The following is a 23,246-nucleotide window of genomic DNA, read 5'->3' as shown; positions in this document are numbered from 1 at the left end:
AGCTTGACATTTTTAACGTTTTTAGCTGTAATTTTCCTACGCATGATTGAGTAGAGAGTGCCGATATTTAGTTATCGTTAGGGTCTTCCTTATTTCGATTCCTTCGCCTGAACATCCGCTCGAACAGACCTTCTTTTTCAATAGGATCTTTCGTTGTTTCGGTTGGATATGGTGCAGGGTACTCCGCCGATTGAACGGAGGCTAAGTGATGCTCCATTGATTGATTTTCATGCTGTTCTTCTAAAGAGACTTTATCTGTAAGAACCACCGTTGGAAAGGTGGCTGGTTCCTGTTTGTTTGTTGCGTTAAAAAAGCTGACTGGTTCATTAGCTTGCGTCATTTCAGGATCGTGTTCCGGATCAAAAAGCAATTCCTCTTCATAAATGCGGACTTTTGCTGTGACAACAGAATCAAATAGTTTTACGCCGTCTTGTTCAAAAATATCTAGTGTTGTTAATAGTTCGCAAGCTTCTTTGATTTCTGGTGCTGACAGATTTCGGTCTAGGCCTTTGTAGGTCCAGTCATGGGTGCCGCCGTTGCTTTTCCCAAATGTTGCGACTAAATCTCGGGTCATTTTTTTCATTTCCTTTCTCTCATTTTTTCTGCGTAGGTTATTCTTATCAGGTTTCGGTTGTTTCTGTTTCTTCAGGTCGGACAATTGAGATTAGTGAACGGACGATGGACACGGTCTTTTGACCAAAGTTACGTAATGGAAATACTCTCAAGTTTAATTGTTTCCACTCGGATTCCATAAAATAATCCTCAAAGTAATAGAAAAATCGCTTCATGGTGCGAGTGGCCTTGGTATTCATAAACAGATAGCGGACGAGATCCTTTAGAATGTGGGCAAACTCCTGCGCACCTAGTTTGAATCTCACGCGTAAAGCTAAAATATATTTGATAGTCAGGCTGCTATTCTGTGTTTCTTGATACTGCTCTATGATGCGTTTTTCTAATGTTTCCGGTTTTAACGAAAATAGTTTTTGATGTGACAAAAGCTGCTGATTCATTTTTTTCTCCTCCTGCTTTCTCTATTTAATGGAGAAGAGCGAGAGCATCGCACCTTCTCCAAATAGTCTCTCTAAAAAATAGTGATCTCGGTAATTTTGACATATTTCGCGCTTTCAACCGTGTCGAATAAATCAGCGCCATCTTTATGAAATAGCTTTACCTTCGTTAGACGCTGCAACAAGTCTTTGACCTCAACCGCTGATTTATTTGGATCTGGATTATTGAGGCTCCAGGTTTGACGTTTACCTAAGCTTGTTCTAAATACTGTGACAAGTTTAAACATGTATATTTTCCTCCTTATTATTTGGTATATCGTGATTGACTAGTTAAAATGACACCGTCTAGAGCGCTGCCTGCTGGTGAAAGTTCTGTCAGGATCGCGCCTAATTCCAGAACCGCCTCTTCGGTTGGTTCATCGATGACATTTGGAAAACTGACTTTTTTTGTCTTGTCTTCCCCTGAATCAATCTGTACCTGCAATTTATTGCCGAGTTTTTGGATCATTTTACTTCCTCCATATTTCGATATTTTGTGTTCCGGCCGGTGACTTAACGATAAAGGCCAAACACAAACTTGGTCAAAACCGGCAAAATTACATTTGGGGTCAAAATTGCACGTTTTTTGCTCCCTTTTCTAGAAGAAATCGCATAAGAAGGGGATTGCGTTAAAAAAATACTCCGAAAAACGTGCAATTTTCAGGGGCAAATGCAATTTTTCCCACTTTGACACATTTTATGTTTTAGGCATTGGAGAAGAATGTTGTATTGCTCGCTTTTCTGCACGGAAAATCTTTCGAAAAAAATTTCCTTTTTTTGTTCTGCTTAATATTTTCTTAATAATTTACAAACAAAAATCAGCTGAACAGATAAGATGAATTTATTCCGTCGATAGATTTAGGATGGCTAATAAAGTTTGATAAACGCTGGAATTAAAAATTTTTTCCAATTATAATGAGTAACTATCAGGTAACCTGTGAATAAGTGAACAGGTTGCGGTGTATGGGATTATAAAAATGAGGCTTAATTAGAGCCTTATAAACAGGTTTTTTAGAATGGAGATATGAAATGAGGAAGATCGTTTTTTTAGATATCGATGGAACACTGTGCAATGATAGTGGCGTCGTGCCAGCTAGTGCTGAGAACGCAATTAAGCAGGCACATCAAAATGGGCATCACTTCTTTTTATGTACGGGGCGTTCAAAAGCAGAAATACCAGCGGAGGTCCTGGATTTACCTATCAGCGGAATTATCGGAGCAGGTGGAGGCTACTGCGAGGTCGAAGGTGAGGTGATTCTTCATCAGGTGTTTGATTCAGCGGAATTAAAAAAACTTATCGGCTTCTTAGAAGAGCACGGTGTGGAATACTATCTTGATTCCAATCAGGGCTTGTTCGCGAGTGCGAATTTGCGTAGTTGTTTAGTCAAGCTGACGTTGAATGGATTAGCGGAAAATTCAGTAGAAGGGCAAGCAAAAATAAACGAGATCAAATGGTTTTTAGATCTTTTGATTGAAGATCCATCGCGCATCGACTATGAAGATGTTAACAAGCTTTCCTTTGTAAACCATGCAATACCTTATGAAACCATCCACAAAAAATACAATGGTGATTTCCACATGCTGCGAAGCACTGTTCCTGCCTTTGGAGCAGACAGCGGTGAGATCGGAATAAAAAATATCAATAAAAAGACCGCAATCGAAAAATTGCTGGCGCATATCAGACAGGAGAAAGAAGATTGCTTAGCTTTTGGCGATGGTGAGAATGATATTCCAATGTTTGAAGCAGTCGCAACCGGTATCGCCATGTCAAATGCCAGTGAGCGTCTAAAAGCAGTGGCTGATGAAATCACGTATAGCTCAGATGAGGATGGGATTGCTTATATGTTGGAGAAAATGGGACTTGTTTGATTGCCGCTTACAATAAATAATATCAAAAGACCGATTCTCTAGGCAGAGGATCGGTCTTTTTTGGTGAAGGTTGTTGAAATTAAATAGCCTATTTTAAGATTGGGTCATTCGAGCACCAATTTTTTGTGAAGCATAATCTTTTAAGACTTCAAAATCACTTGATTCATCGGTAGCGATTGACACAACGAGATCGATTCCGTCTTGTAAATCAAACTGAATGGAATAGCCGTTAAGCTGCAGAAAAATATCCACTGCCATCATCGCTGTACGTTTATTTGCATTATGAAAAGGATGTTTTTTAATCAGATTGATCATTAGGATGGCTGCTTTTTCCTCGATAGTTACATAAAGTTCACGACCGAATACGTGTTGAGCAGGTTTATTTACGGCCATCTCTAAAGCATTTATGTCTTTGATTCCCAACTGCTCATCCGGTGAATAATTAACAATTTGAAATGCGTTGATTTTTGAAATATCTTCTGCCCTTAAATAGTTAATCGTCATCTATCTACCAGTTCTTTATAGAGTTCATCGTGCTTCTGAACGGACTTCGCAATCATCATTTCCAATTTTTTTTGATGCTCGTTCTTTACTTCTTTTTTTGCAAAAGCCTCCTTAAGCTTCTCTTCATCAACGTAAACAATATCTGATTCACTTGCTCCGATACTCTCCAAAAATTCTTTTGAGAGAGTAACGACAACTGAATTTCCTATTTTTCGAAGTTTTCTTTCTTGAATCGCCATCATAAGTACCACCTTTCGTATATCTCGTATATCCAGTATATCATGACGGAAAAAATACACCAATTTAATTGATAGTCTTTAAGAGAGAGCTAGATAATGGGATTCACAACGCCTGTTCATCCATAGTAAGATAGCATTAAACTAACCGTTAAATTTAGGAGGAAAGATGGAAGAACGCTATCAAGCTGCTCACAAGTACTCAATTTACAATAAAAAACTGTTAAAAAAATCTGGTTTATGTGGTTGTTTCTATTGCTGCTTGCTTTTTCAATATGAACGTATCAACGAATGGATTGATGGTGATCCCGATTTGACCGCATTGTGTCCTAATTGTGGCATTGATTCGGTCATTCCGCGAAGTGAAGACTACTCGTTATCGGTAGAATTTTTAGAAGAAATGCAAGCTGTTTGGTTTTGGACGATGGATTAGCTACCTATTGCAAATTGAATGATCAAAGCAACAAACAGTATTGATTTGTCAGTAGAGCGTGAAAATAGGAGGAATAATGACAGTAAAATTTGATTTTAAAAAGCAAAAGATCCGTGGCTGGAAGCGTCGGCTAAGGGATGTTGAGTATTGGGTAACGAACAACAAAGACCTTGATTTAGAGTGGTTAGAAGAAAGAAACATGAACTATTCAAAACTTTGGATTCACCCGTTTTTTTCTCTCAAAGAGTTCACTCTACCAAATTGGTACAAGCGCCTATTAATTCAGGCATTGCTCGATGTTTATCATTCTTGGGAAACTGCTTTACAGGAAATTGGTGAACCTTACTATTTGAAAATCTGGATTTTCAATAAAGATTTTATGCGATCACAGGTAGTCGCCAGTTATCGTGATTCGTTACATAATTACGATAACCTGTTTTCGGAAGTGAAGGAGGTCGCGACTTTACCATCAGAAATGAAAGTCGAGCCAGTTGACCAGTTGATCTGGAATCAAGGGATTTTCCTTGTACCTTGGTCAAAACAAGAAATGCTCGAGGACTTAAAGGCTGAGCTGATGACTTTAAAGGAAATCACTCAAATCATAGACTCTGCCTACACTATCGAAGAAAATTCAGATGATACATTTTATTATGTTGAAGACGATACGGTTTGGATTGGTGGATAGAGCTTATTTTTAGAAAAACATCCGCAAGTTCCTACATGATATAATAATAAAAATGAAGTATAGAGGAGGTATTTGCCATGGTGACACCCTATATCCTATTCGACAAGCAATGTGAAGAGGCGATGCAGTTTTATGAAAGGGTTTTTTCTGGGGAAAAGAAGAATATTCTTAGATACAATGATTACGTCCCAGATGGTGTGGAGGAGGATGTCAGTAATTACGTCCTTCATGGTGAGCTGGAGCTTTTTGGCACGCCGTTTACTTTTACGGATGAAGTAGCTAAGCCAGTTGTTTCCGGCAATAATCTGCACTTGACGATCAATCCCCATGAGCTGAAGGAAGCGACCGAGATGTTTGATGAACTGAAAGAGAGCGGTGAGGTCTTTCTTCCGCCAACCGAAACCTTTTATAGTCCGTTCCATGCATCCGTTATGGATAAGTATGGCATCGTGTGGAATATTATTGTTGTTTAAGTATGTTTTATAGAAGAAGCTTCCCACTCACGTCGTAATGATTGGAGTTGTGGGAGTTTTTTTGTTTTTACACGAAAAGTACATCATTATCTTTTTATAGAGTAAGAGTTCATTCGCAGATTAATTGCAAAATTTTAGTCTTATTTTCTGCAACAAGTAAACGAGATGTTGTAGCGACTTGTTGCAGGGAAATGTAATAGTCAATCTCAAAAAGCCCATCTATAATGAAGCCATGATCATGATAACGCTATCAAAAAGATTAAGGCCTTTATTCTAGATAGTAAGGAAGTGTTTTACATCATGCTTACAAAAAGACAAAAAGAATTGTTGGAGTTGTTGGCCCAGCAAAGCGACTTTCAAACAGTGGAGTATTTTGCAAGCAAGCTGGGGGTTTCAAAACGAACCACTCACAGCGAATTAAGGATCATTGAAGATTATCTCCAGAGCTCGGGAGAATATCTTGAAAAAAAGCGTGGCGTGGGTATCGCGATAAAGCGTTTCAAAGAAGTCGAAGCGATCGAGGAAAAAAAAGAAGCCAGTGATATCTATAATACCTTCAATCGAAGAGTCGAAATCATGAATATTCTGCTATTTAAAGAAAAGGTAGTCAGCTTCAATCATTTATCAGATAGCTTTATGGTTAGTAAAACTTCTATTATCAAGGATTTTGAATTTATCATGAAAATTCTGAATGTTGGCTCTAGGATTAAGTTATGCAGCGATATTCATGGAACGTCATTAATAGGAAGCGAAGAAGATATCCAGAAAGCCTTATTACAGTTCAATCGTTATTTACTAAATAATTCTGAACTGTATGACGAAGATTTCGCTGAAAAGATCAAATTACTTGATACGTATTATGGTGAGAGCTTGATCAATGTTTGCTCAAATATTTTGTATACGTATATCCGAGAAAATGTGAACGCTATCTCTGATTATTACGTTCAGAATATCTTGAATATTTTTATTATCTTGGTTTTCAGAATCGCTAAGGGGCATCATATTGAAGAGTTGAAAAGAACAGATGCCAGTGAAACAACGATTTTCTTTGAAGAAAGTGCGGTTCGAATGCTGCATAAGGCGGCTTTGCGATTGGAGCTTACTTATACCAATGAAGATGTCCATTACTTATCACTACAGCTCATTTCAAATCGTTTTGAACCGTTACCGGAAGAAGAGGTCGATGAAGTGATCGTCGAGCGGCTACTTTCAAGAGTATCCGCGGCGTTAAATATCAATTTTGCCAGTGACCAGAAGCTGGAAGAGCAATTGAAAAACCACATTCCGCCAATGATCTATCGGTTACGCTCAAACAATAAAACAGAAAATCCGTTTACTTCACAAATCAAGAATGAATTCTCTTTGACCTTCAATGTCATTTGGGTGGTCTTAAGTGAGTATGAGCAGGAATTAGGTATCAGCTTTAATGAAGATGAAATTGCGTTTTTAACGATGTATTTTCAAGCCGCGATTGAACGGGCACGGATGAATCGGAAAATTTTGATCGTTTGTCAAATGGGGATTGCGACTTCGGAGCTGTTAATCAATCGAATAAAAAATGTTTTGCCCTCATTGGATACTTTTGAGGTGGCTTCGGTCGCAGAATTAGAACAGATGCCTCTTAATGAGTATGACTTGATTATTTCAACGATCAAAGTGGATCTTCCGAAAAAGCAAGTCATCTTGGTCTCGCCGTTTTTGACCAAGGAAGATATCGAACGAATCAAACAATCTGATCTTTTACCAAAGGCTGAAAATAACGTGTTGAAGCTTGTACGAGCCCATCATCTGATGAAATTTGTCGACAAGGATTTTGTCTTTGTAAACACTAATTTTTCTTCTAAGGAAGAGCTGATCGAACAAGTCGGCGAGGTCCTGATTGAAAATGGGTTTGTGACTCAGCAATTTATTCAAACAGTCCAGGAGCGTGAAGAGATGGGCAGCACGGATCTTCCAACAGGGACAGCCGTCCCTCATGGCAATTCAACCTGTGTCAATCAAACAATCATCGTTCTAGTTAAAAACAAAAAGAAATTCAAATGGAATAAATATTATGTTGATCTGGTGTTTTTGATTTGTATCGCGAAGCAGGATACCTTCCAAACGCGGAATATTTTAGCCGATATTTATAACATCATCGATAGCAATGAACAATTAAAACAATTACGTGAGGCAACGACAAATGATGTGTTGTTTAGAAAACTTGGGAGTGAGTAAGATGGAGAAAGTGCAGGAAAACAGTAAAGGTGTTATTACAACTGATTTAATTTTTTTAGATAGTGATTTAGACAATCAAGAAGAAGCAATCCAACACATCGTTGATACGGCAGAGTTTGTCGGATACGTAGAAGATGCAGATACCTTGTTTCAAGCAGTGATGAAACGGGAGGATGAAGTACCCACCGCGATCGGTTATGATATCGCGATTCCTCATGGAAAAACAGAAGCGGTGTTGAAGCCTTTCATTGCTTTTTTACGAGTGAAGCAACCCTTTCAATGGACGAAAGAAAATGAAGAAATGGTTCGTTTGGTCTTTTTGATCGGTGTCCCGCAAAACAGCGAAAGCAAGATGCATCTAAAATTTATTTCGCAATTAAGTAAGAAATTACTGGATGATGACTTTAGAAATAAATTATTGAAGGAAACAGACAAGCATAAAATATATGAACATTTAAGTTCTATTGAAATTTAAAAAATGTTACACAGATACGTTAAGGAGGAATACAAAATGAAAATAGTCGCAGTTACAGCATGTCCGACAGGGATTGCGCATACCTATATGGCACAAGAGGCGATTGAAAAAGAATGCAAAAAACGCGGACATGAGGTCCAAGTAGAAACACAAGGCAGTATGGGGATTGAAAATGAATTAGAACAAGAAGACATTGATCAAGCGGACGTATTGATCTTGGCGGTGGCCATCGATGTAGAAGATGGCGAACGTTTTGAAGAAAAGATCGATTCTGGTAAATCGTTGTCAGTGGAGCCAGGGGATATGATCAAATATCCTGCCAAGTACATTGATGAAGCAGAAAAATTATAAAAAGGGAGACTTAAAAAAATGAAAAAAGAGAAAAAGTTCGTTAAAGACTTACAAAAAGCCTTTAATACTGGGGTTTCTTTCATGTTGCCATCAGTTGTTGTTGGAGGTATCTTCTTAGCCGTCGCTTTAGCTACCGGTAAGGCGACTGATGCTGGGATGGAAATCACCAGTCCCTTCATGCAAAACCTGAATGATTTGGGTGCGGCAGGTTTTGCGATGATGATTCCTTTGCTTTCAGGTTATATCGCGAATTCATTAGCAGGTAAACCAGGGTTAGTTCCGGGAATGATCTTAGGTTTTGTTGCGAATAATCCGATCGGTGCAGGTCAAGTCAAGACAGGCTTCCTTGGTGCGATGATAATGGGTGTGGCCGCTGGTTACTTTGTTCGCTGGTGTAAAACCTGGAAGGTGCCATCAACAATCAAAACGATCATGCCGATCTTGATTGTACCGGTAGTGACGACCTTTGTACTGGGTATGTTCTATATTTACGTTATCTCTGTGCCGATCGGTGTAGCGATGGATTGGTTAGTTGAAGTTCTTGGCCAAATGCAAGGTGGTAGTGCTCTTATTTTAGGCTTGATTTTAGGTGCCATGACGGCAGTCGATATGGGTGGACCGATCAATAAAACAGCGACCGCATTTACATTAGCCTTGATGGCCGAAGGCGTCTACGGGCCAAATGGCGCGCATCGTATCGCTTGTGCGATCCCGCCATTGGCAATGGCAATCTCGACATTTGTTGATCGGAAAAAATATACCGCCGAAGATAAAGACTTGGGAATTTCGGCATTCTTCATGTCCCTGATCGGTATCACAGAAGGCGCGATTCCATTTGCGGCAAAAGACATCAAACGGGTCCTACCAGCAATCATTATCGGGAGTGCAGTCGGTGGCGCCATGGGTATGGCGACTGGTGTAGAAGCGTTAGTTCCTCATGGCGGATTTATTATCCTGCCGGTCGTGAACGGTAAATTATGGTATGCACTTTCCATCATCGTTGGTGCAGTAATCTCAGCAGGGATTCTGCATTTCACGAAACCAAGTTTAGTTGATGAAAAAAGTCAGAAAAAAAAGCCTGATGCAACTGAACAGGCGGAAGTAGCGAAGTAAAAAGGTGTTTATAATGAAGCGATAAAGCAAGATGGAGTTTTACATCCTCTTGCTTTTTTAGTGTAAATATCATTATAAAAATAACAGATAAACAGAATAGAGAGCTCTAATCAATTGCAACAAGTTCCAACCGATTCTGCAACAAGTAACGGCGCTGATGCATTGACTTGTTGCAAACAAATGTAATATTCACGCCTGCATTTCCACCTTATACTTTAAGTGTGATAAGAAACATGGACTCAAATTTAATTACACGAAATGGAGATGTCAAGGAATGGAAAAGCTACCGATTAAAACAGTCGTAGAAGGGTTACTTGATTTACAGGCAACAGGGAAAAGTGCTACTTTACTAGGAATTGGACCGATGTCAAAAAACTGTGTCCAAGCGACACTGGAGCTATCAAAAGATGATGATTATCCTGTAATGTTTATTGCCAGCCGGAATCAAGTGGATGCAGATGAATTGGGCGGCGGCTATGTAAATGGTTGGAATCAATTTACCTTTGCTAAAGCGGTGGAAGAAGTCGCGGCAGAAATCAACTATGACAATCTATACTACTTATGTCGAGATCACGGCGGGCCTTGGCAGCGTGATAAAGAACGCAACGACCATCTGCCAACTGAAAAAGCGATGGAATTAGGGAAAAAATCATACGTTGCCGATATTGAAGCCGGCTTTGATTTATTGATGATCGATCCAACCAAAGATCCGTTCGAAGTTGGGAAAGTCATTCCATTAGATACTGTATTGGAACGGACAGTGGATTTGATTGAATTTTGTGAACAAGAACGTAAAGCGCGGAATTTACCAGAGATCGGCTATGAAGTTGGAACCGAAGAAACCAATGGCGGCTTAACTTCAACAGAAACCTACGAAACATTTATTCTTAAATTGAAGGAAGAGTTAGAAAAACGCGGATTGCCAATGCCGACCTTCATTGTTGGACAGACAGGAACGTTGACCCGTAAAACTGAACAAGTCGGAACCTTCAACTTTAAAAACGCCTATGATTTAGCCCAAATGGCAAAGAAATACGGCGTTGGATTGAAGGAACACAACGGCGATTACTTAGATGATGTGACACTGCTAGAACATATTCCTTCAGCAATCACTGCAACAAATGTGGCACCGCAATACGGTACGGAAGAAACTCGGGCGTACTTGAATCTGGCGGCAGTCGAAGCAAAATTAGTGGAATATGGTTTAGTCAAGGACGCTTCAAACACACGGGATGTTTTATTAGAACACGCGATCAAGAGCGAACGCTGGAGAAAATGGATGGTCGGTGAGCAAAAAGAATTAACCGTCGATCAAATCATGGAACAAAATGACGCCGAACTTCAAGCGGAAATCCTAGACATTGCCGGTCACTATACCTTCAATGACGATGAAGTAAAAGCCGAAATCGAAAAAATGTACAAGAACTTGAAGGCGCATAATATCGATGGCCAACGTTATGTAGTCGATCATATCAAACGTCCGATTCGTGACTATGCAGAGTGTTATAACCTAAATGGTGTAACAACACGCATTAAGAATAGCGTCAAATAGATAGACGATTAGGAGTGTAAGTAATAATTAACCCCTTTGAAGCAAGGGTTCATGGAATTACAGTTAAAAATTACAATTAATCGGAACGAGCACTATTTAAGAGTGTTTCGTTCCTTTTTTAGTGAAGAGTATCGGCAGTTCTAATTGCTTTAGCAAGCTTAGAAGAATAACAGGCGTACGAGAATTCTTCTAAAATTTTACGTCGGAAAAATGCAAATTATAAATTTCACTATTCAATCCTCTTATGTCACACATATATTCAAAAACAAATAGGAGAGCAAGCTTCCTCTAAAGAAAGTTTTGTTATCCTTAATTTAGCATGGAGCTAACTTTTGAAATTTTCTTTCTTCTTTTGAACAGTGTAATAAACAAGAACAACTACCCCACCAACAAGCGAAGTGCCTGCTAATACCCAGTAGGCGATTTTCAAGTTCAATGCATTATTGATGGCACCGACTATAACAGGAAAAAGCGTCATACCAATCGCGTAGATTGCCTGAAAGAAGCCCATAGCGCTTGATTTTTTATTGAGTTCTATGCCTTCCATGGCTTCAGAAGTGAGTAATGAGAATAGGATTCCAGTACCGACACCGGGAATGAGTTGTAAAAGATAAAAAACTGGCAGGGCATTTACCAATGGAACAGTAAAACAGTAAAGTGCCAGCAGTCCAAACGATGTGAACGTTAGCCATTTTCTGCGCTGAGAATTTAGAGAGATATCTGAACCAATTCGAGAAAAGATAACTGCTGATAACATGTAAGTGATTGAGGAGAGTCCAACTTGAAAATCAGTCGCACCTTGTTCTTTGAGTAATTGATTTGTAAAGGACATAGTTGTAGACATTTGGATTCCTTGTTGAATGAGAGCTAAAAAAGAGAATAGAATTAATTTTGGCTGCTTGCCAACAGCTAGTAGCTCTTTTACATTAACGGCTATCTCAATGTTTGTGTCTGTTTTTTTTTAGTTTTAATGAAATAACAAAACCAGAGAAACCTCCTAAGACACTCAATAAACAAATATTCGTCATGCCAATATGATTATATAATAGGCTGCTCGTAATAAAACCAATCAGCATGCCAATATTATTCGTCATGATAATTTTTCCAGTTGCTGCGGTTTGCATTTGGTTATCATGGAGACTAAGGTAGTAAACCATGAAAGAAATCCAAGTAGCACTGGCAAAGCCTGAGAAAACATTACCTAATAAAAAACCAGTGCCGCTTTGAAAAAAGATGCGAAATAAGGAAGCAACTCCCGCACACAAAGTGCCCAATGAAATAAATAAACGGTGGTTCGGCCGCAAATCAGCCAAGATACCCACAGGCAGGCGCAATGCCAACTGAGAAATGCCGTAAGAGCCAACAATCACGCCGATGAAACTCGTAGATACATTGATTGCTGCTAAGTAAGGAGTCTGGTAAGGGATATAAACATATTGGGCAAACCAAAATAACGCGACTATTATTAATAATATTTTTTGTTCTTGTTTTTTTATGATGAACACACCCTTCGTGATTTAAAAATTCAAGGACAAGCATAACGTAAAATGAGAAAAAAATGCAAATAAAATTTTTATTTTGAATTCGCTTGCATTTGAAAAAATCACATGCTATAGTGTGGATGTAAATTTAATAACCGCGTTCGTTTGACGCGTTACTGGTAATGCAGGCGAGATCAAGTGTACGTAAATGATATCCATGGCTCATGGTGTTATTTATGTATATTTGATCTTTTTTTTGTTAAAAAACGCGGACCTTTGGCCAAGGGAAATCGAAGATCACAAAAAATAAATTTTTGGAGGATTAAAAAATGGATAACCACGATGTGGCACAACGAATTTTAGAAGAGGTCGGCGGGAAAGAAAATATTTCCAGCTTGACCCATTGTTTTACTCGTTTGCGCTTTGTGCTAAAGGACAAAAGCAAAGCAAATAAAGAAGTCATTTCAAATTTAGAAGGGGTCATCCAAGTCGTTGAAGCAAGCGGGCAGTTTCAAATCGTCTTAGGGAATAAAGTTGAAAAGATCTATGATGAACTGATGCCGATGGTGGGTGAGTTAGAGGAAACGAACAATGATAATGGCGAAAAGATTGGAATTGGGACGAAAATATTAAATACAGTAGCCGCAATCTTTACACCAACGGTTCCAGCAATCGCAGCCTCAGGTATGTTAAAAGGGATCTTAGCCGTCGCAGCATTGATTGGGCTGAATATGTATGGTGTCGATATTAAAACATACAATACGTACATCATTTTAAACGCAGCTTCTGATGCACTCTTTTATTTTATGCCGATTATTTTAGCACGTTCAGCTGCGAAAGTTTTCAAAACCAACGATTACATTGCCATGATTTTAGGAGCGACGCTTTGTTATCCGGCAATTGTTGATTTAATGACCGGTGAGAATCCAGTGACTTTATTCGGTATCGGAATTACACAAGCAAATTATGTATCGTCCGTTGTGCCGATTATTATTGCTGTTTTTGTTTTGGCATACGTAGAGGGCTTCGTCAAAAAAATCATGCCGGAAGTATTAAAAGTCATCATGGTTCCAACGTTGTCGTTATTGGTGATGGTGCCGGCAACCTTAATGATTTTTGGTCCAATTGGTATTTATTTTGGTAATGTAGTGAACTGGGCGTACTACTATATCATGGGGTTGAGCCCAATCTTATTAGGCGCCTTCATTGGTGGAATCTGGTGTGTGTTGGTTATCTTTGGTGCGCATCGGGCGATTATTCCGATCGGGATCAACGATGTAGCCAAAACCGGGCGTCAAAATTTACTAGCTTTTGCTGGAGCAGCTAATTTTTCTCAAGCTGGAGCAGCTTTAGGGGTATTTTTGAAAACGAAAAATAAAAACTTAAAAACAGTCGCAGCTTCAGCAACGGTAACTGCGTTGTTCGGAATCACTGAACCGGCAATTTATGGCGCCAATTTACGTCTGAAAAAACCAATGATTTATGCCGTGATCAGCGGTGCGCTGGGCGGAGCATTGATGGGCTGGGGAGGCTCTTATGGAAATGCGTTTGCTAACCAAGGAGTGTTGACGATCCCAGTATACGCAGAGGCAGGAACGAAAGCCTTTGTTTGCTACCTGTTAGGATGTTTAATTGCGTTTGGCGGTGCTTGTATTATGACGGTTGTTTTAGGGTTTAAAGATCTTCCAGAGGAAAATGCAAAGAAGGTTCAGGAAACATTGACGGATGCGGTGAAGGAAGCGATTAACGATGATTTGGTATTTGAGGACAGTGATTTAGTCGTAGATTCACCGGTAGAAGGTCGGACAATTTCCTTAGCGGACGTTCCAGATGAAGTCTTTGCTTCTGGAGCAATGGGCAAAGGAATCGCCGTGTATCCAAGCAAAGGTGAGATCGTAGCGCCAATGGATGCAACGGTCAGTGTACTTTATCCAACCATGCACGCCATCGGCTTAACATTAGATAATGGTGTTGAGATGTTGATTCATATTGGAATTGATACAGTGAATTTGGATGGGAAATTCTTTGAAAAGCATGCGAATGTTGGAGAGCATTTGACTAAAGGACAGCGAATCGTTTCCTTCGATATGCAAGGGATTGAAGCTGCGGGATATGACTTAACGACATCAGTAATTATTACGAATTCGAATAATTATGTAGCGATTGGTTCAACCAAAGATAATCATATTGAAACAAACAGCAACTTATTATTTTTGCTGACGAATTCAGCAATTTAAACAACCCAAGAAGTGCAGATGAGTTGTATTCTGATAAACATCATGTATTCGAAAAAGTATGAAGGAGCTAAAATTATATGAAAAAATTCGATGAAAACTTTTGGTGGGGAGCTTCTTCCTCAGCCTTTCAAATAGAAGGAGCTTGGGACGAGGACGGCAAAGGGGAATCTGTTGCTGACCACAATTCATTTACCCGTTCTGCTCAGCAGGCGGACACAAAAGTAGCGAGTGATTTTTATCACCATTATGAAGAAGATATCAAGCTGATGAAAGAATTAGGATTAAAAACGTATCGCTTCTCACTTTCATGGGCGCGTATTATTCCAGATGGAGACGGTGAAGTGAATGAACGAGGAATAGCCTTCTATAATAAGGTCATCGATTGCTTGATTGAAAATGAGATTATTCCTTTTGTGACCTTATATCATTTTGATTTACCTTATGCGCTTGCTGTAAAGTATAATGGATGGGAAGCACGAGCTTGTGTGGATGCTTTTAGACGATATGCCCAAGTATGCTACCAAGCGTTTGGTGATCGAGTGAAGCACTGGCAAGTGAATAATGAACAAAACTTGATGATTCGCGTGGACGAACGAATGAATATGTACGATGTGAAGCCAGAGGACCGAGAACGTGTTCGGGCGCAAATGGATTATCACATGTTTGTGGCTCATGCCCATGCGACGAATGATTGCCATGAAATGATTCCAGGCAGCAGCATCGGACCAGCAGTTTCATCAACGATGACCTATCCGGCTTCCAACAAGCCGATGGATATTTGGGCAGCGAAAATGAATGATAATTTTAAAACAAATTATGCGTTGGAAATGTATTGCTTCGGACAATATCCTGGCTATTATCAAACTTATTTAGAAAAGGCGGGCATTGCACCAGTTACACTACCGGAAGATAAAACGATTCTTAAAGCGGCAAAACCAGATTTTATTGCGCTGAATTACTATCGGACACTCGTAGCTAGCTATTTGCCAGCTGATGAAACGCACCCATTCGGAACCCGGGAAAAAGATGTTGACTTTGATCTGTATGGATATTTCCGAGTGGAGAAAAACCAACATTTAATCGCTACAGAATACGGTGCACAAATTGATCCAATGGGGTTACGGCTGGTCCTGAATGAGTATTATCGTCAATTCCGATTACCGTTGATTATTACTGAAAATGGATTAGGACAGCGGATGTGTTGACTGAGGATGGAAAAATTCATGACCAATATCGAATTGATTATCTTCGCGATCACATCGCGGCTTGTTATGATGCGATTCAAGACGGAGTTGAATTATTCGGTTATTGTCCGTGGTCAGTGATGGACATATTAAGTTCCCATCAAGGCTTTAAAAAGCGTTATGGATTTATTTATGTAAATAGAGCGGATCACGATTTAAAGGATTTAAGACGAATTCCTAAGGATAGTTTTTATTGGTATCAAAACGTGATTCAAAATCACGGGCTGACAGATTAGAGAAAAGATAAGGCGGTGAGCCAATGCAGGTGCTAAAAGTGATGAATAATTCTCTCGTTTTAGCCTTAGACGAAGCAGGGACTGAATGCATTTTAATGGGAAAGGGCATTGGGTATAACAAAGCGATCGGTCATGAAATCCAAGACGATGAAATCGAAAAGGTGTTTATTTTAACAGATAACAAAATGCTAACCAACTTTGTCCAATTAGCCAGCACCCTGGATGATACCTATATAAACTTGGTGAAAAAGATTATCGATCATGCCGCTACCAGCTATCAAATAGAGGTAAAAGACTACCTCTATTTGTCTTTATCCGATCATATCTCATTCGTCGTAAAGCGTCTCAAGGAGGGAAACGTAGGTGAAAACTTCAATTATCCTGATGTGATGCTCTACCACAAAAATGAATATCGTATCGGCAGGTATGCAGTGGATTTAATAAACAAAGAGCTTCAAATTCAACTACCAGATAGTGAAGCTACAGCCATTGGACTTCATTTTGTTAACGCCAAGCTGGAATCCTCCTCCCATCAGAGAGATCAGAGTATTACCAAGCTGATGAATAATTTTGAAAAAATCGTTCAAAGAATCGTAGGCGGAAAAATAAACCGTGATACCTTTACTTATTCTCGCTTTTTGACTCATCTAAATTATTTCAGTGAACGAGTCTATGAGGGAAATCTCTTTCCTGATGAGGATAAGGAAGAACTGTACCAAACGTTAGCCGTAAAAATGACCAATGAAGTTGCTATTATCAGAGCCTTTGAAATTTTTATCTCTAAGGAATACGGCTTGGATATCACAAAACAAGAGAAAATCTATTTACTCGTCCATCTTCATCGAATTGTGGAGGAACAGGAACGAGAAAGGGAAAAAAGTATTTGAAATAACTAAATGGATTGTTTGGGAAAAATCGTTGATCAATTCTAGATCAGAGAAACAAATTAATCGTGGTTCAACTATCGAAAGTGGTAGTTGAACCACGATTTTCTGTATTTTTATAGTGAAACATTTCCGTCAAGTAAATGATCTTCCCCAACAAAGTCAGTTCATATTGCAAAGTTTTAGCTGGGGCATTTAGGAAACGACAATCAAATGAAATACTAAAGATAATTCCATTCAGAATAATCTTGAATAGAATTATTCTGAATGGAATAAATATTATGCACTAATGGATAATGATATACATGTTCTCACAATGGTCAATTAGATCATAAATCTCATTCCAATCTGTCTTCTTAAGATAATCCATGGTATCTTCTAAGGAACTTAGAATAGTTGACTTGGAAGCAAAGGTCAATTTTTGCGGGAACTGGTGAAATGAGTAAACGCTATGGGTTTATTTATGTGGATAGTGATGACCAAGGAAAGTGGTCGTTAAAACGCAGCAAGAAGAAATCATTTGACTGGTATAAGCAGGTGATAGCAAGTAATGGAGAAAATTTAAAATAACGGTTTAATGATCTGTTTTTCTAGAGATTATGATTGATATTTTTTGTTATTTTAAAATTATTCTGTTGACGACTCAAAAAAAGAATAGTAGTATTTTTTGTGAATTGAATAGTATTCTTCGGGGCAGGGTGTAATTCCCGACCGACGGTGACAAGGCGTGCCTTGAAGTCCGTGACCCGCATTTTTGCGGTTGATCCAGTGTGAGTCTGGAACCGACAGTTAAAGTCTGGATGGGAGAAGAAAAACTTATCAGAAGTATGATGGGGAAGGTCTATCCTTTTTTCATTATGGTTTCTTTGAGTTTATCTGTTACGGCCTCGTGTATGTGCTTACACGAGGCCTTTTTTTGGCAGTTTTTCTTCCTGCTTCAGCAGGTTAGAAAAATGCTATGCGTAACGAGAATAGAATTATTTTTCCCGTTTTTTGAAAAAAATAATACGATAAAGCGAAATAGCTGTTTGGAAAGGAGGAATTTGTATGCATGAAACATTTATGCGGCTTGCGATCAAGGAAGCGTTAAAGGGCAAAGGCAAAACCTTTACGAATCCTTTAGTTGGCGCAGTGATTGTCAAAGATGATCAGGTTATTGCCAAAGGCGCGCACTTAGCTTATGGCCAGCCTCATGCTGAAAAAAATGCGCTGACATCATGTGAAACTCCCGAAAAACTATTAAATTCAACACTCTATGTCACGCTGGAACCGTGTCATCACTATGGCAAGCAGCCGCCATGTACCCAAGCGATTCTGGAAAGTGGGATCAAACGGGTAGTCATCGGACAACTTGATCCGAATCCCCTCGTGGCAGGAAAGTGAAAACAGTATTTAGAAGAGCAAGGGCTTGAGGTGATTACAGGGGTTTTAGAGGAAGAAGTTCGAAGGTTAAATCGCCATTACAATTTTTATCATGAGCAGCAACGGCCGTTTATCACATTGAAGCAGGCCATGACCTTAGATGGGAAAATTGCGTTAGCTGGTCAAAGAACACCCTTAACAGGAGAAGAAGCATTGAAACGAGTCCGCAAAGAACGGGGGCATTATCAAGCGATTTTGATTGGAAGTCAAACCGCTTTGATTGACAATCCAACCTTAGGGACGACTGACGAAGATAAATTTCCTCCTTACCGAGTGGTCTTGGATCGAAAAGGGGAAGTATTGGCACATAAAGAACTCGTACTTTTTCAAGCTGACAGCAGTCCGGTGCTCATTTTCACCGAAAGGGATGATGAGATTCCTCTGCCTGAGCATGTCGAAGTCATTCGAAATCAGGTTCTTTCCCTGTCTTTTGTCGTGACAGAATTAACCAAAAGAAACATTCAATCCCTTTATGTTGAAGGCGGAGCTATCATCCATGATGCCTTTTTAGCAAGCGGCTATTGGGATGAGCTGGTTACCTATCTTGCGCCGAAAATTATTGGCGGGAATGGCACAGCTAGTTTTACCGGCGCACGCTTAGTGGAGCAGGTAACAGCACTAAGCGGTGTATCAATTGAACAATTGGGATCAGACATTCGAATCGTCGGAAGGAGAGTGTAGCAGATGTTTACAGGACTTATTAAGGAAAAGGGCAAGCTGACGCGAATCATTCCTCGTGGAAGGACCATTCTGTTAACCTGCCGAGCGTCTAAAAAACTACTAGCAGATTATCAGATTGGCGATAGTATGGCGATCAATGGTGTGTGCTTGACCGCCGTCAAAAAATCAGAGCAGGAATTTACGGTTGAAATTATGCCAGAAACGTATCAGCGAACGTCGTTTTCAAAGGCAAAAGTATCTGACGAAGTAAATTTGGAACGAGCGTTAGCCTTCAATGGTCGAATTGAAGGTCATTTTGTCGCTGGACACATCGACACAACGACCCGCTTAGTCGAAAAGCGAGTGTTAGAAAATGCCTTGATTTTAACGTTTGACTACCCAAGAGAATTGACTGGTGAAATTATTTCTCAAGGCTCGATAGCAATTAATGGTGTAAGCCTGACCGTAACAGAAGCCACGAATCGCCTGTTTTCTGTGAGCCTGATTCCCCACTCGAAGGATCAAACCAATTTGGGGCGTTTACAGCGAGGAGAATTGGTCAATATTGAAACGGATTTGTTAGGAAAATATGTCAAAGCCCAAAGAAAGGACACATCGTATGGATAGAGAAAAAATCGAAGCCGCCATTGAACAGTTAAAAAAGGGTCAACTTGTGATTGTAGCAGATGATGATGATCGTGAAGCAGAAGGAGATTTAGTAGGAATTGCAAATCTAGCGACTACTGAAACGGTCAACTTCATGACAAAACATGCTCGAGGATTGATCTGTGCACCAATCTCCGAAAAAGTAGCTCAACGATTGCAGCTTTCTGAGATGGTCAAAAGAAATACAGACAGCTTCGGGACAGCCTTTACTGTAAGTGTCGATCATCAGTCAACGACAACTGGGATTTCGGCTGGTGAACGAGCACAAACAATCAAAGCACTAGCCGATCCCCAGGCAAAAGGAACAGATTTTAACAAACCGGGGCATATTTTCCCTCTGATTGGGAAAGCTGGAGGCGTACTTGTGCGAAGAGGACATACTGAAGCCGCGTTAGACTTGGCGAAAATGACGAATCAAAGTGAAGCGGCCTATATTTGTGAGATTTTAAATGACGATGGCTCTATGGCCCGCCGTCCACAGCTGGAAAAACTAGCAGAAGAATGGCAGCTGCCAATGATCACAGTGGAGGAATTAGCGAACTATCTGACTGCGACGGTACAAGGCAGGACGACGGTTCAGCTTCCAACTGAATACGGGTCCTTTGAATTAACATTGTTTGAGGATGGACAACAGCGAGAGCATTTGCTTCTTTCAAAGGGTGATATTTCAAACTCAGAACAGCCATTGTTGGTGCGGCTTCATTCGGAATGTCTAACCGGAGATGTCTTTGGATCTCATCGCTGTGATTGTGGTGAGCAGCTCCATGAAGCGATGCGCATGATTGAAGCAGAAGGAATCGGCGCGATTCTCTATTTGCGACAGGAAGGAAGAGGCATTGGCTTGAAGAATAAGCTGCGCGCCTACCAGCTTCAGGAACAAGGTCTAGATACCTATGAAGCCAATGTTGAGCTCGGTTTTGAACCCGATGAACGGGAGTATCAATTTGCTGCAGAAATATTAGCTTCTTATGGTATCAAGGAGATTCGCTTGTTAACCAATAATCCGGAGAAGGTGAAAGAACTAGAAGAACGAGGCATCCACGTTCACCAACGGGTTCCATTAGAAACAGCCCCTTTAAAGGAAAATAGTGCGTACTTAAAAACGAAAAAACAAAAATTTCATCATTTATTATCGATTTAAGAAAAGGAGAGAAAAAGAATGCCACAATTTGAAGGAACATTTGACGGTCAAGGAATCAAGGTAGGAATCGTTGTTGCACGCTTTAACGAATTTATTACCTCTAAACTATTAAGCGGAGCGATGGATAATTTGCTGCGGCATGGTGTAAAGGAAGAAGATATTGATGTCTATTGGGTACCAGGAGCCTTTGAGATTCCCTTTATCACAAAAAAATTAGTAGCAAGTGGAAAATACAGCGGGTTGATCACCTTAGGCGCAGTGATTCGCGGAGCCACCACCCATTATGAACTGGTTAGTAATGAAGTCGCAAAAGGGGTGGCCCATATCGGTCTAGAGTCAGAGATTCCTGTGATGTTTGGCGTATTGACCACAGAAACGATTGAGCAGGCTATCGAAAGAGCTGGGACCAAAGCCGGGAATAAAGGAGCGGAAGCAGCGCAGGGCTTGATTGAGATGGTGACGTTGAATCAAAAACTCTTTAGTTAACAGCACATAGTCATTTTGAACGAAAATCGTCCTTGTGGAACAATAGTAATAGGGGAGCGTAAATTCTTTAAAATGTAAGAAATATAATGTTGCTAAAAAACAGTCCTTTTTATTGATTTAAATTAATTAGTACCTATTCCACAGCTAGCATTACTTCGGACTAGCTGGATGAATCGCGAAATATAATTCCATTCAGAATAATCATAAACAGAATAATTCTAATCAGAATAAACTGTAAAAAACATGTTATACTGATCTTAAGGAAACGAGATAGATCAAACTCAGTTGACGTAGATTTCTACGGAATGAGATTGGAGGAATAGGGAAATGTTTGTAGGCAGGAAGAAAGAACTAGCTATTCTCGAAAAATTATACAAAAAATCCAGCTTTGAAATGGCCGTTGTCTATGGGAGAAGGCGGGTCGGGAAGACACGTCTTATCTCAGAATTTGCAAAGGGAAAGAAAACGATCTTTTTCTCGGCGAAAGAAGTGAATGATCGTTTAAATATCAATGGATTTTTACAAGCCGTTCAGGAACTTGTGGGGGAACATTTTTTACCTAATATTGATAATTGGGAAGATGCGTTTAATTATCTGTATGAAAAAACACGCGGTAGCAAAATTGTTTTGATTATTGATGAATATCCTTATGCAGCAAAGGCGAATAAGTCTTTAAATTCAATTCTTCAGCATTTTATTGACCACAAACTTGATCTTGATAGTAATATTTTTATGATTCTTTGTGGTTCGCAGGTGAGCTTTATGGAGGATGAGGTATTAGCAGAAAATAGTCCACTTTTTGGTCGAAAGACTACGCCTATTCATGTAGGAGAACTAGATTATATTGATGCTGCAAAATTCCTTGACAGCTACTCAAATGAAGACAAAGTGAAATTTTATTCCTGCATGGGAGGGATTCCGTACTATCTTTCTCAAGTAGATAAGACCCTATCCTTTGATGAGAACATGGAGGAGCTTTATTTCGATATTTATGGTGGTCTGTATTCAGATCCAATCATGGTATTGCATCAGGAGCTGCCAGAGCCTAAATTATATAATTCGGTTCTGCAAGCTATTGCCAGTGGGGCGAACACGCTTGAACAAATTCGGCAAGCAACATATATTGAAAAAAGTACATTGAGTAAGTACCTTAAAACACTAGTCAATATGCGGATTATTCAACGGAATTTGCCCTTCGATGTTGATCCGTTGAAGAGCAAAAATTCTCATTATACTTTAAAGGATAATGTCTATCGTTTTTGGTTTCGCTATGTCTTCACGAATCAAGAAGAGATCGAGCGTGGAAGAGGAAAAAGGCTGTATCAAAGAGAGATAAAAGAAACATTGAATGAGTTCATTGGTGCCCCTGCTTTTGAAGAAATCTCCATGAGCTATTTATATTTCTTAGATGAATTAGAAGAATTGCCCTTCTTTCCTAAACGTACAGGTTCATGGCGAGGGAAGAAGCAAAAAGGGGATTCTGATGAACGTGAATTTGATATTGTAATGGAGAATAAGAAAGAGCAAAAAATTTTGATTGGTGAATGCAAATGGCGCAATCAATTGAAGACGGTGAAAGAAATTCAAAAATTAATGAGCCATGCCTCCTATTTACCGGGATACGATGAGTATTACTTCTATTTTTTCTCAAAAGCGCCGTATCCAGAGCAAGCGCGTGAACTAGAAAAAATCCACGAAAACCTCGTATTAGTGACGATTGATGATTTGTTTGATGAGAAGATCGTTACGCTTCATTGAATGGGATGAATACAAGAGGTTGGTGATTTTTATAAGTCATCGTTGTTTCTTAGAATAGGTTGTTGCCTAGTATAGGA

Annotated in this window: 23 protein-coding genes, 3 pseudogenes and 1 riboswitch; of the genes and pseudogenes, 18 read left to right on the top strand and 8 right to left on the bottom strand. The window is 39.6% G+C overall.

The window, feature by feature from the left end; genetic code table 11:
* Window positions 1–67: 67 nt before the first annotated feature.
* From IGI52_RS23075 to IGI52_RS23060, 4 genes are all read right to left on the bottom strand, one after another.
* Complete coding sequence (locus IGI52_RS23075) at window positions 68–583, bottom strand: hypothetical protein (RefSeq protein ID WP_438782496.1); 516 nt, start codon at window positions 581–583, stop codon at window positions 68–70.
* 37 nt (window positions 584–620) lie between these two features.
* Window positions 621–1,010 carry a hypothetical protein gene (locus tag IGI52_RS23070; protein WP_102866280.1) on the bottom strand — a complete coding sequence of 130 codons (390 nt, stop codon included), beginning with the start codon at window positions 1,008–1,010 and terminating at the stop codon, window positions 621–623.
* A gap of 71 nt (window positions 1,011–1,081) precedes the next feature.
* The gene (locus tag IGI52_RS23065) at window positions 1,082–1,294 is read right to left on the bottom strand and encodes a DUF2922 family protein (RefSeq protein ID WP_016178933.1); all 213 of its coding nucleotides are present in this window, start codon (window positions 1,292–1,294) and stop codon (window positions 1,082–1,084) included.
* A 17-nt stretch (window positions 1,295–1,311) separates the two neighbouring features.
* Entirely contained in the window at window positions 1,312–1,515 is a 204-nt protein-coding gene (locus IGI52_RS23060; protein ID WP_139896899.1) for a hypothetical protein, read from the bottom strand.
* A 560-nt stretch (window positions 1,516–2,075) separates the two neighbouring features.
* On the opposite strand from IGI52_RS23060, the gene IGI52_RS23055 reads away from it, so the two are divergent.
* A complete protein-coding gene (locus IGI52_RS23055) occupies window positions 2,076–2,915 on the top strand; it encodes a Cof-type HAD-IIB family hydrolase (RefSeq protein ID WP_438782495.1) in 840 nt (279 codons plus the stop codon).
* Between the two features lie 93 nt (window positions 2,916–3,008).
* Here IGI52_RS23055 and IGI52_RS23050 read toward each other — a convergent pair whose 3' ends face one another.
* The gene (locus IGI52_RS23050; RefSeq protein WP_438782494.1) at window positions 3,009–3,419 is read right to left on the bottom strand and encodes a type II toxin-antitoxin system death-on-curing family toxin; all 411 of its coding nucleotides are present in this window, start codon (window positions 3,417–3,419) and stop codon (window positions 3,009–3,011) included.
* Window positions 3,416–3,658, bottom strand: coding sequence for an addiction module antitoxin (locus IGI52_RS23045; RefSeq protein WP_438782493.1), 243 nt, complete (start codon window positions 3,656–3,658; stop codon window positions 3,416–3,418). The genes IGI52_RS23050 and IGI52_RS23045 overlap by 4 nt, the downstream gene beginning before the upstream one ends.
* A 166-nt stretch (window positions 3,659–3,824) precedes the next feature.
* Here IGI52_RS23045 and IGI52_RS23040 point away from each other — a divergent pair, with 166 nt between their 5' ends.
* From IGI52_RS23040 to IGI52_RS23005, 8 genes are all read left to right on the top strand, one after another.
* Window positions 3,825–4,088: a cytoplasmic protein gene (locus tag IGI52_RS23040; RefSeq protein WP_438782492.1), complete on the top strand. Its 264-nt coding sequence runs from the start codon at window positions 3,825–3,827 to the stop codon at window positions 4,086–4,088.
* A 76-nt stretch (window positions 4,089–4,164) separates the two neighbouring features.
* Window positions 4,165–4,773 carry a hypothetical protein gene (locus IGI52_RS23035; RefSeq protein ID WP_438782491.1) on the top strand — a complete coding sequence of 203 codons (609 nt, stop codon included), beginning with the start codon at window positions 4,165–4,167 and terminating at the stop codon, window positions 4,771–4,773.
* A 77-nt stretch (window positions 4,774–4,850) separates the two neighbouring features.
* A complete protein-coding gene (locus IGI52_RS23030; RefSeq protein ID WP_438782490.1) occupies window positions 4,851–5,246 on the top strand; it encodes a VOC family protein in 396 nt (131 codons plus the stop codon).
* 300 nt (window positions 5,247–5,546) lie between these two features.
* A complete protein-coding gene (locus IGI52_RS23025) occupies window positions 5,547–7,463 on the top strand; it encodes a BglG family transcription antiterminator (protein ID WP_438782489.1) in 1,917 nt (638 codons plus the stop codon).
* A complete protein-coding gene (locus IGI52_RS23020; protein ID WP_438782488.1) occupies window positions 7,429–7,938 on the top strand; it encodes a PTS sugar transporter subunit IIA in 510 nt (169 codons plus the stop codon). Before IGI52_RS23025 ends, IGI52_RS23020 begins: the two co-directional genes overlap by 35 nt.
* Window positions 7,939–7,974: 36 nt before the next feature.
* Window positions 7,975–8,289, top strand: a complete 315-nt coding sequence (locus tag IGI52_RS23015) for a PTS fructose transporter subunit IIB (RefSeq protein WP_016178943.1) — start codon at window positions 7,975–7,977, stop codon at window positions 8,287–8,289.
* Window positions 8,290–8,307: 18 nt separating this feature from the next.
* Window positions 8,308–9,402, top strand: coding sequence for a PTS fructose transporter subunit IIC (locus IGI52_RS23010; RefSeq protein ID WP_438782487.1), 1,095 nt, complete (start codon window positions 8,308–8,310; stop codon window positions 9,400–9,402).
* A 274-nt stretch (window positions 9,403–9,676) separates the two neighbouring features.
* The gene (locus IGI52_RS23005) at window positions 9,677–10,954 is read left to right on the top strand and encodes a class II D-tagatose-bisphosphate aldolase non-catalytic subunit (protein ID WP_016178945.1); all 1,278 of its coding nucleotides are present in this window, start codon (window positions 9,677–9,679) and stop codon (window positions 10,952–10,954) included.
* 325 nt (window positions 10,955–11,279) lie between these two features.
* On the opposite strand, the gene IGI52_RS23000 is transcribed toward IGI52_RS23005, so the two are convergent.
* Complete coding sequence (locus tag IGI52_RS23000) at window positions 11,280–11,798, bottom strand: MFS transporter (protein ID WP_438782486.1); 519 nt, start codon at window positions 11,796–11,798, stop codon at window positions 11,280–11,282.
* Window positions 11,799–11,892: 94 nt separating this feature from the next.
* Entirely contained in the window at window positions 11,893–12,459 is a 567-nt protein-coding gene (locus IGI52_RS22995) for an MFS transporter (RefSeq protein ID WP_438782485.1), read from the bottom strand.
* A gap of 305 nt (window positions 12,460–12,764) precedes the next feature.
* Here IGI52_RS22995 and IGI52_RS22990 point away from each other — a divergent pair, with 305 nt between their 5' ends.
* The 9 genes and pseudogenes from IGI52_RS22990 to IGI52_RS22950 all read left to right on the top strand — a co-directional run bounded on the left by IGI52_RS22990 (window position 12,765) and on the right by IGI52_RS22950 (window position 23,169).
* Window positions 12,765–14,672, top strand: coding sequence for a beta-glucoside-specific PTS transporter subunit IIABC (locus IGI52_RS22990; RefSeq protein ID WP_016178947.1), 1,908 nt, complete (start codon window positions 12,765–12,767; stop codon window positions 14,670–14,672).
* Between the two features lie 77 nt (window positions 14,673–14,749).
* Window positions 14,750–16,152, top strand: a pseudogene (locus IGI52_RS22985) (glycoside hydrolase family 1 protein).
* A gap of 23 nt (window positions 16,153–16,175) precedes the next feature.
* Entirely contained in the window at window positions 16,176–17,039 is an 864-nt protein-coding gene (locus tag IGI52_RS22980) for a PRD domain-containing protein (RefSeq protein ID WP_070505031.1), read from the top strand.
* 414 nt (window positions 17,040–17,453) lie between these two features.
* Window positions 17,454–17,606, top strand: a pseudogene (locus IGI52_RS22975) (family 1 glycosylhydrolase); the annotation flags it as partial.
* 110 nt (window positions 17,607–17,716) lie between these two features.
* A riboswitch (FMN riboswitch) is annotated at window positions 17,717–17,852 on the top strand.
* Window positions 17,853–18,083: 231 nt separating this feature from the next.
* Window positions 18,084–19,139: pseudogene (ribD, locus tag IGI52_RS22970) on the top strand (bifunctional diaminohydroxyphosphoribosylaminopyrimidine deaminase/5-amino-6-(5-phosphoribosylamino)uracil reductase RibD).
* Window positions 19,140–19,142: 3 nt separating this feature from the next.
* On the top strand, window positions 19,143–19,745 hold the full coding sequence (locus IGI52_RS22965; protein ID WP_154059476.1) for a riboflavin synthase: 603 nt from the start codon (window positions 19,143–19,145) through the stop codon (window positions 19,743–19,745).
* Window positions 19,738–20,925, top strand: a complete 1,188-nt coding sequence (locus IGI52_RS22960; protein ID WP_016178953.1) for a bifunctional 3,4-dihydroxy-2-butanone-4-phosphate synthase/GTP cyclohydrolase II — start codon at window positions 19,738–19,740, stop codon at window positions 20,923–20,925. The genes IGI52_RS22965 and IGI52_RS22960 overlap by 8 nt, the downstream gene beginning before the upstream one ends.
* Window positions 20,926–20,943: 18 nt before the next feature.
* Window positions 20,944–21,411 carry a 6,7-dimethyl-8-ribityllumazine synthase gene (gene ribH / locus IGI52_RS22955; protein WP_016178954.1) on the top strand — a complete coding sequence of 156 codons (468 nt, stop codon included), beginning with the start codon at window positions 20,944–20,946 and terminating at the stop codon, window positions 21,409–21,411.
* A gap of 327 nt (window positions 21,412–21,738) precedes the next feature.
* Window positions 21,739–23,169, top strand: coding sequence for an ATP-binding protein (locus IGI52_RS22950; RefSeq protein WP_016178955.1), 1,431 nt, complete (start codon window positions 21,739–21,741; stop codon window positions 23,167–23,169).
* Window positions 23,170–23,246: the final 77 nt, after the last annotated feature.

Origin of the sequence: Enterococcus sp. DIV0187 (assembly GCF_051713785.1) — a bacterium.
GTDB classification, from domain to species: Bacteria; Bacillota; Bacilli; order Lactobacillales; family Enterococcaceae; genus Enterococcus_A; species Enterococcus_A avium.
This window is presented reverse-complemented; position numbering and strand designations above follow the sequence as displayed.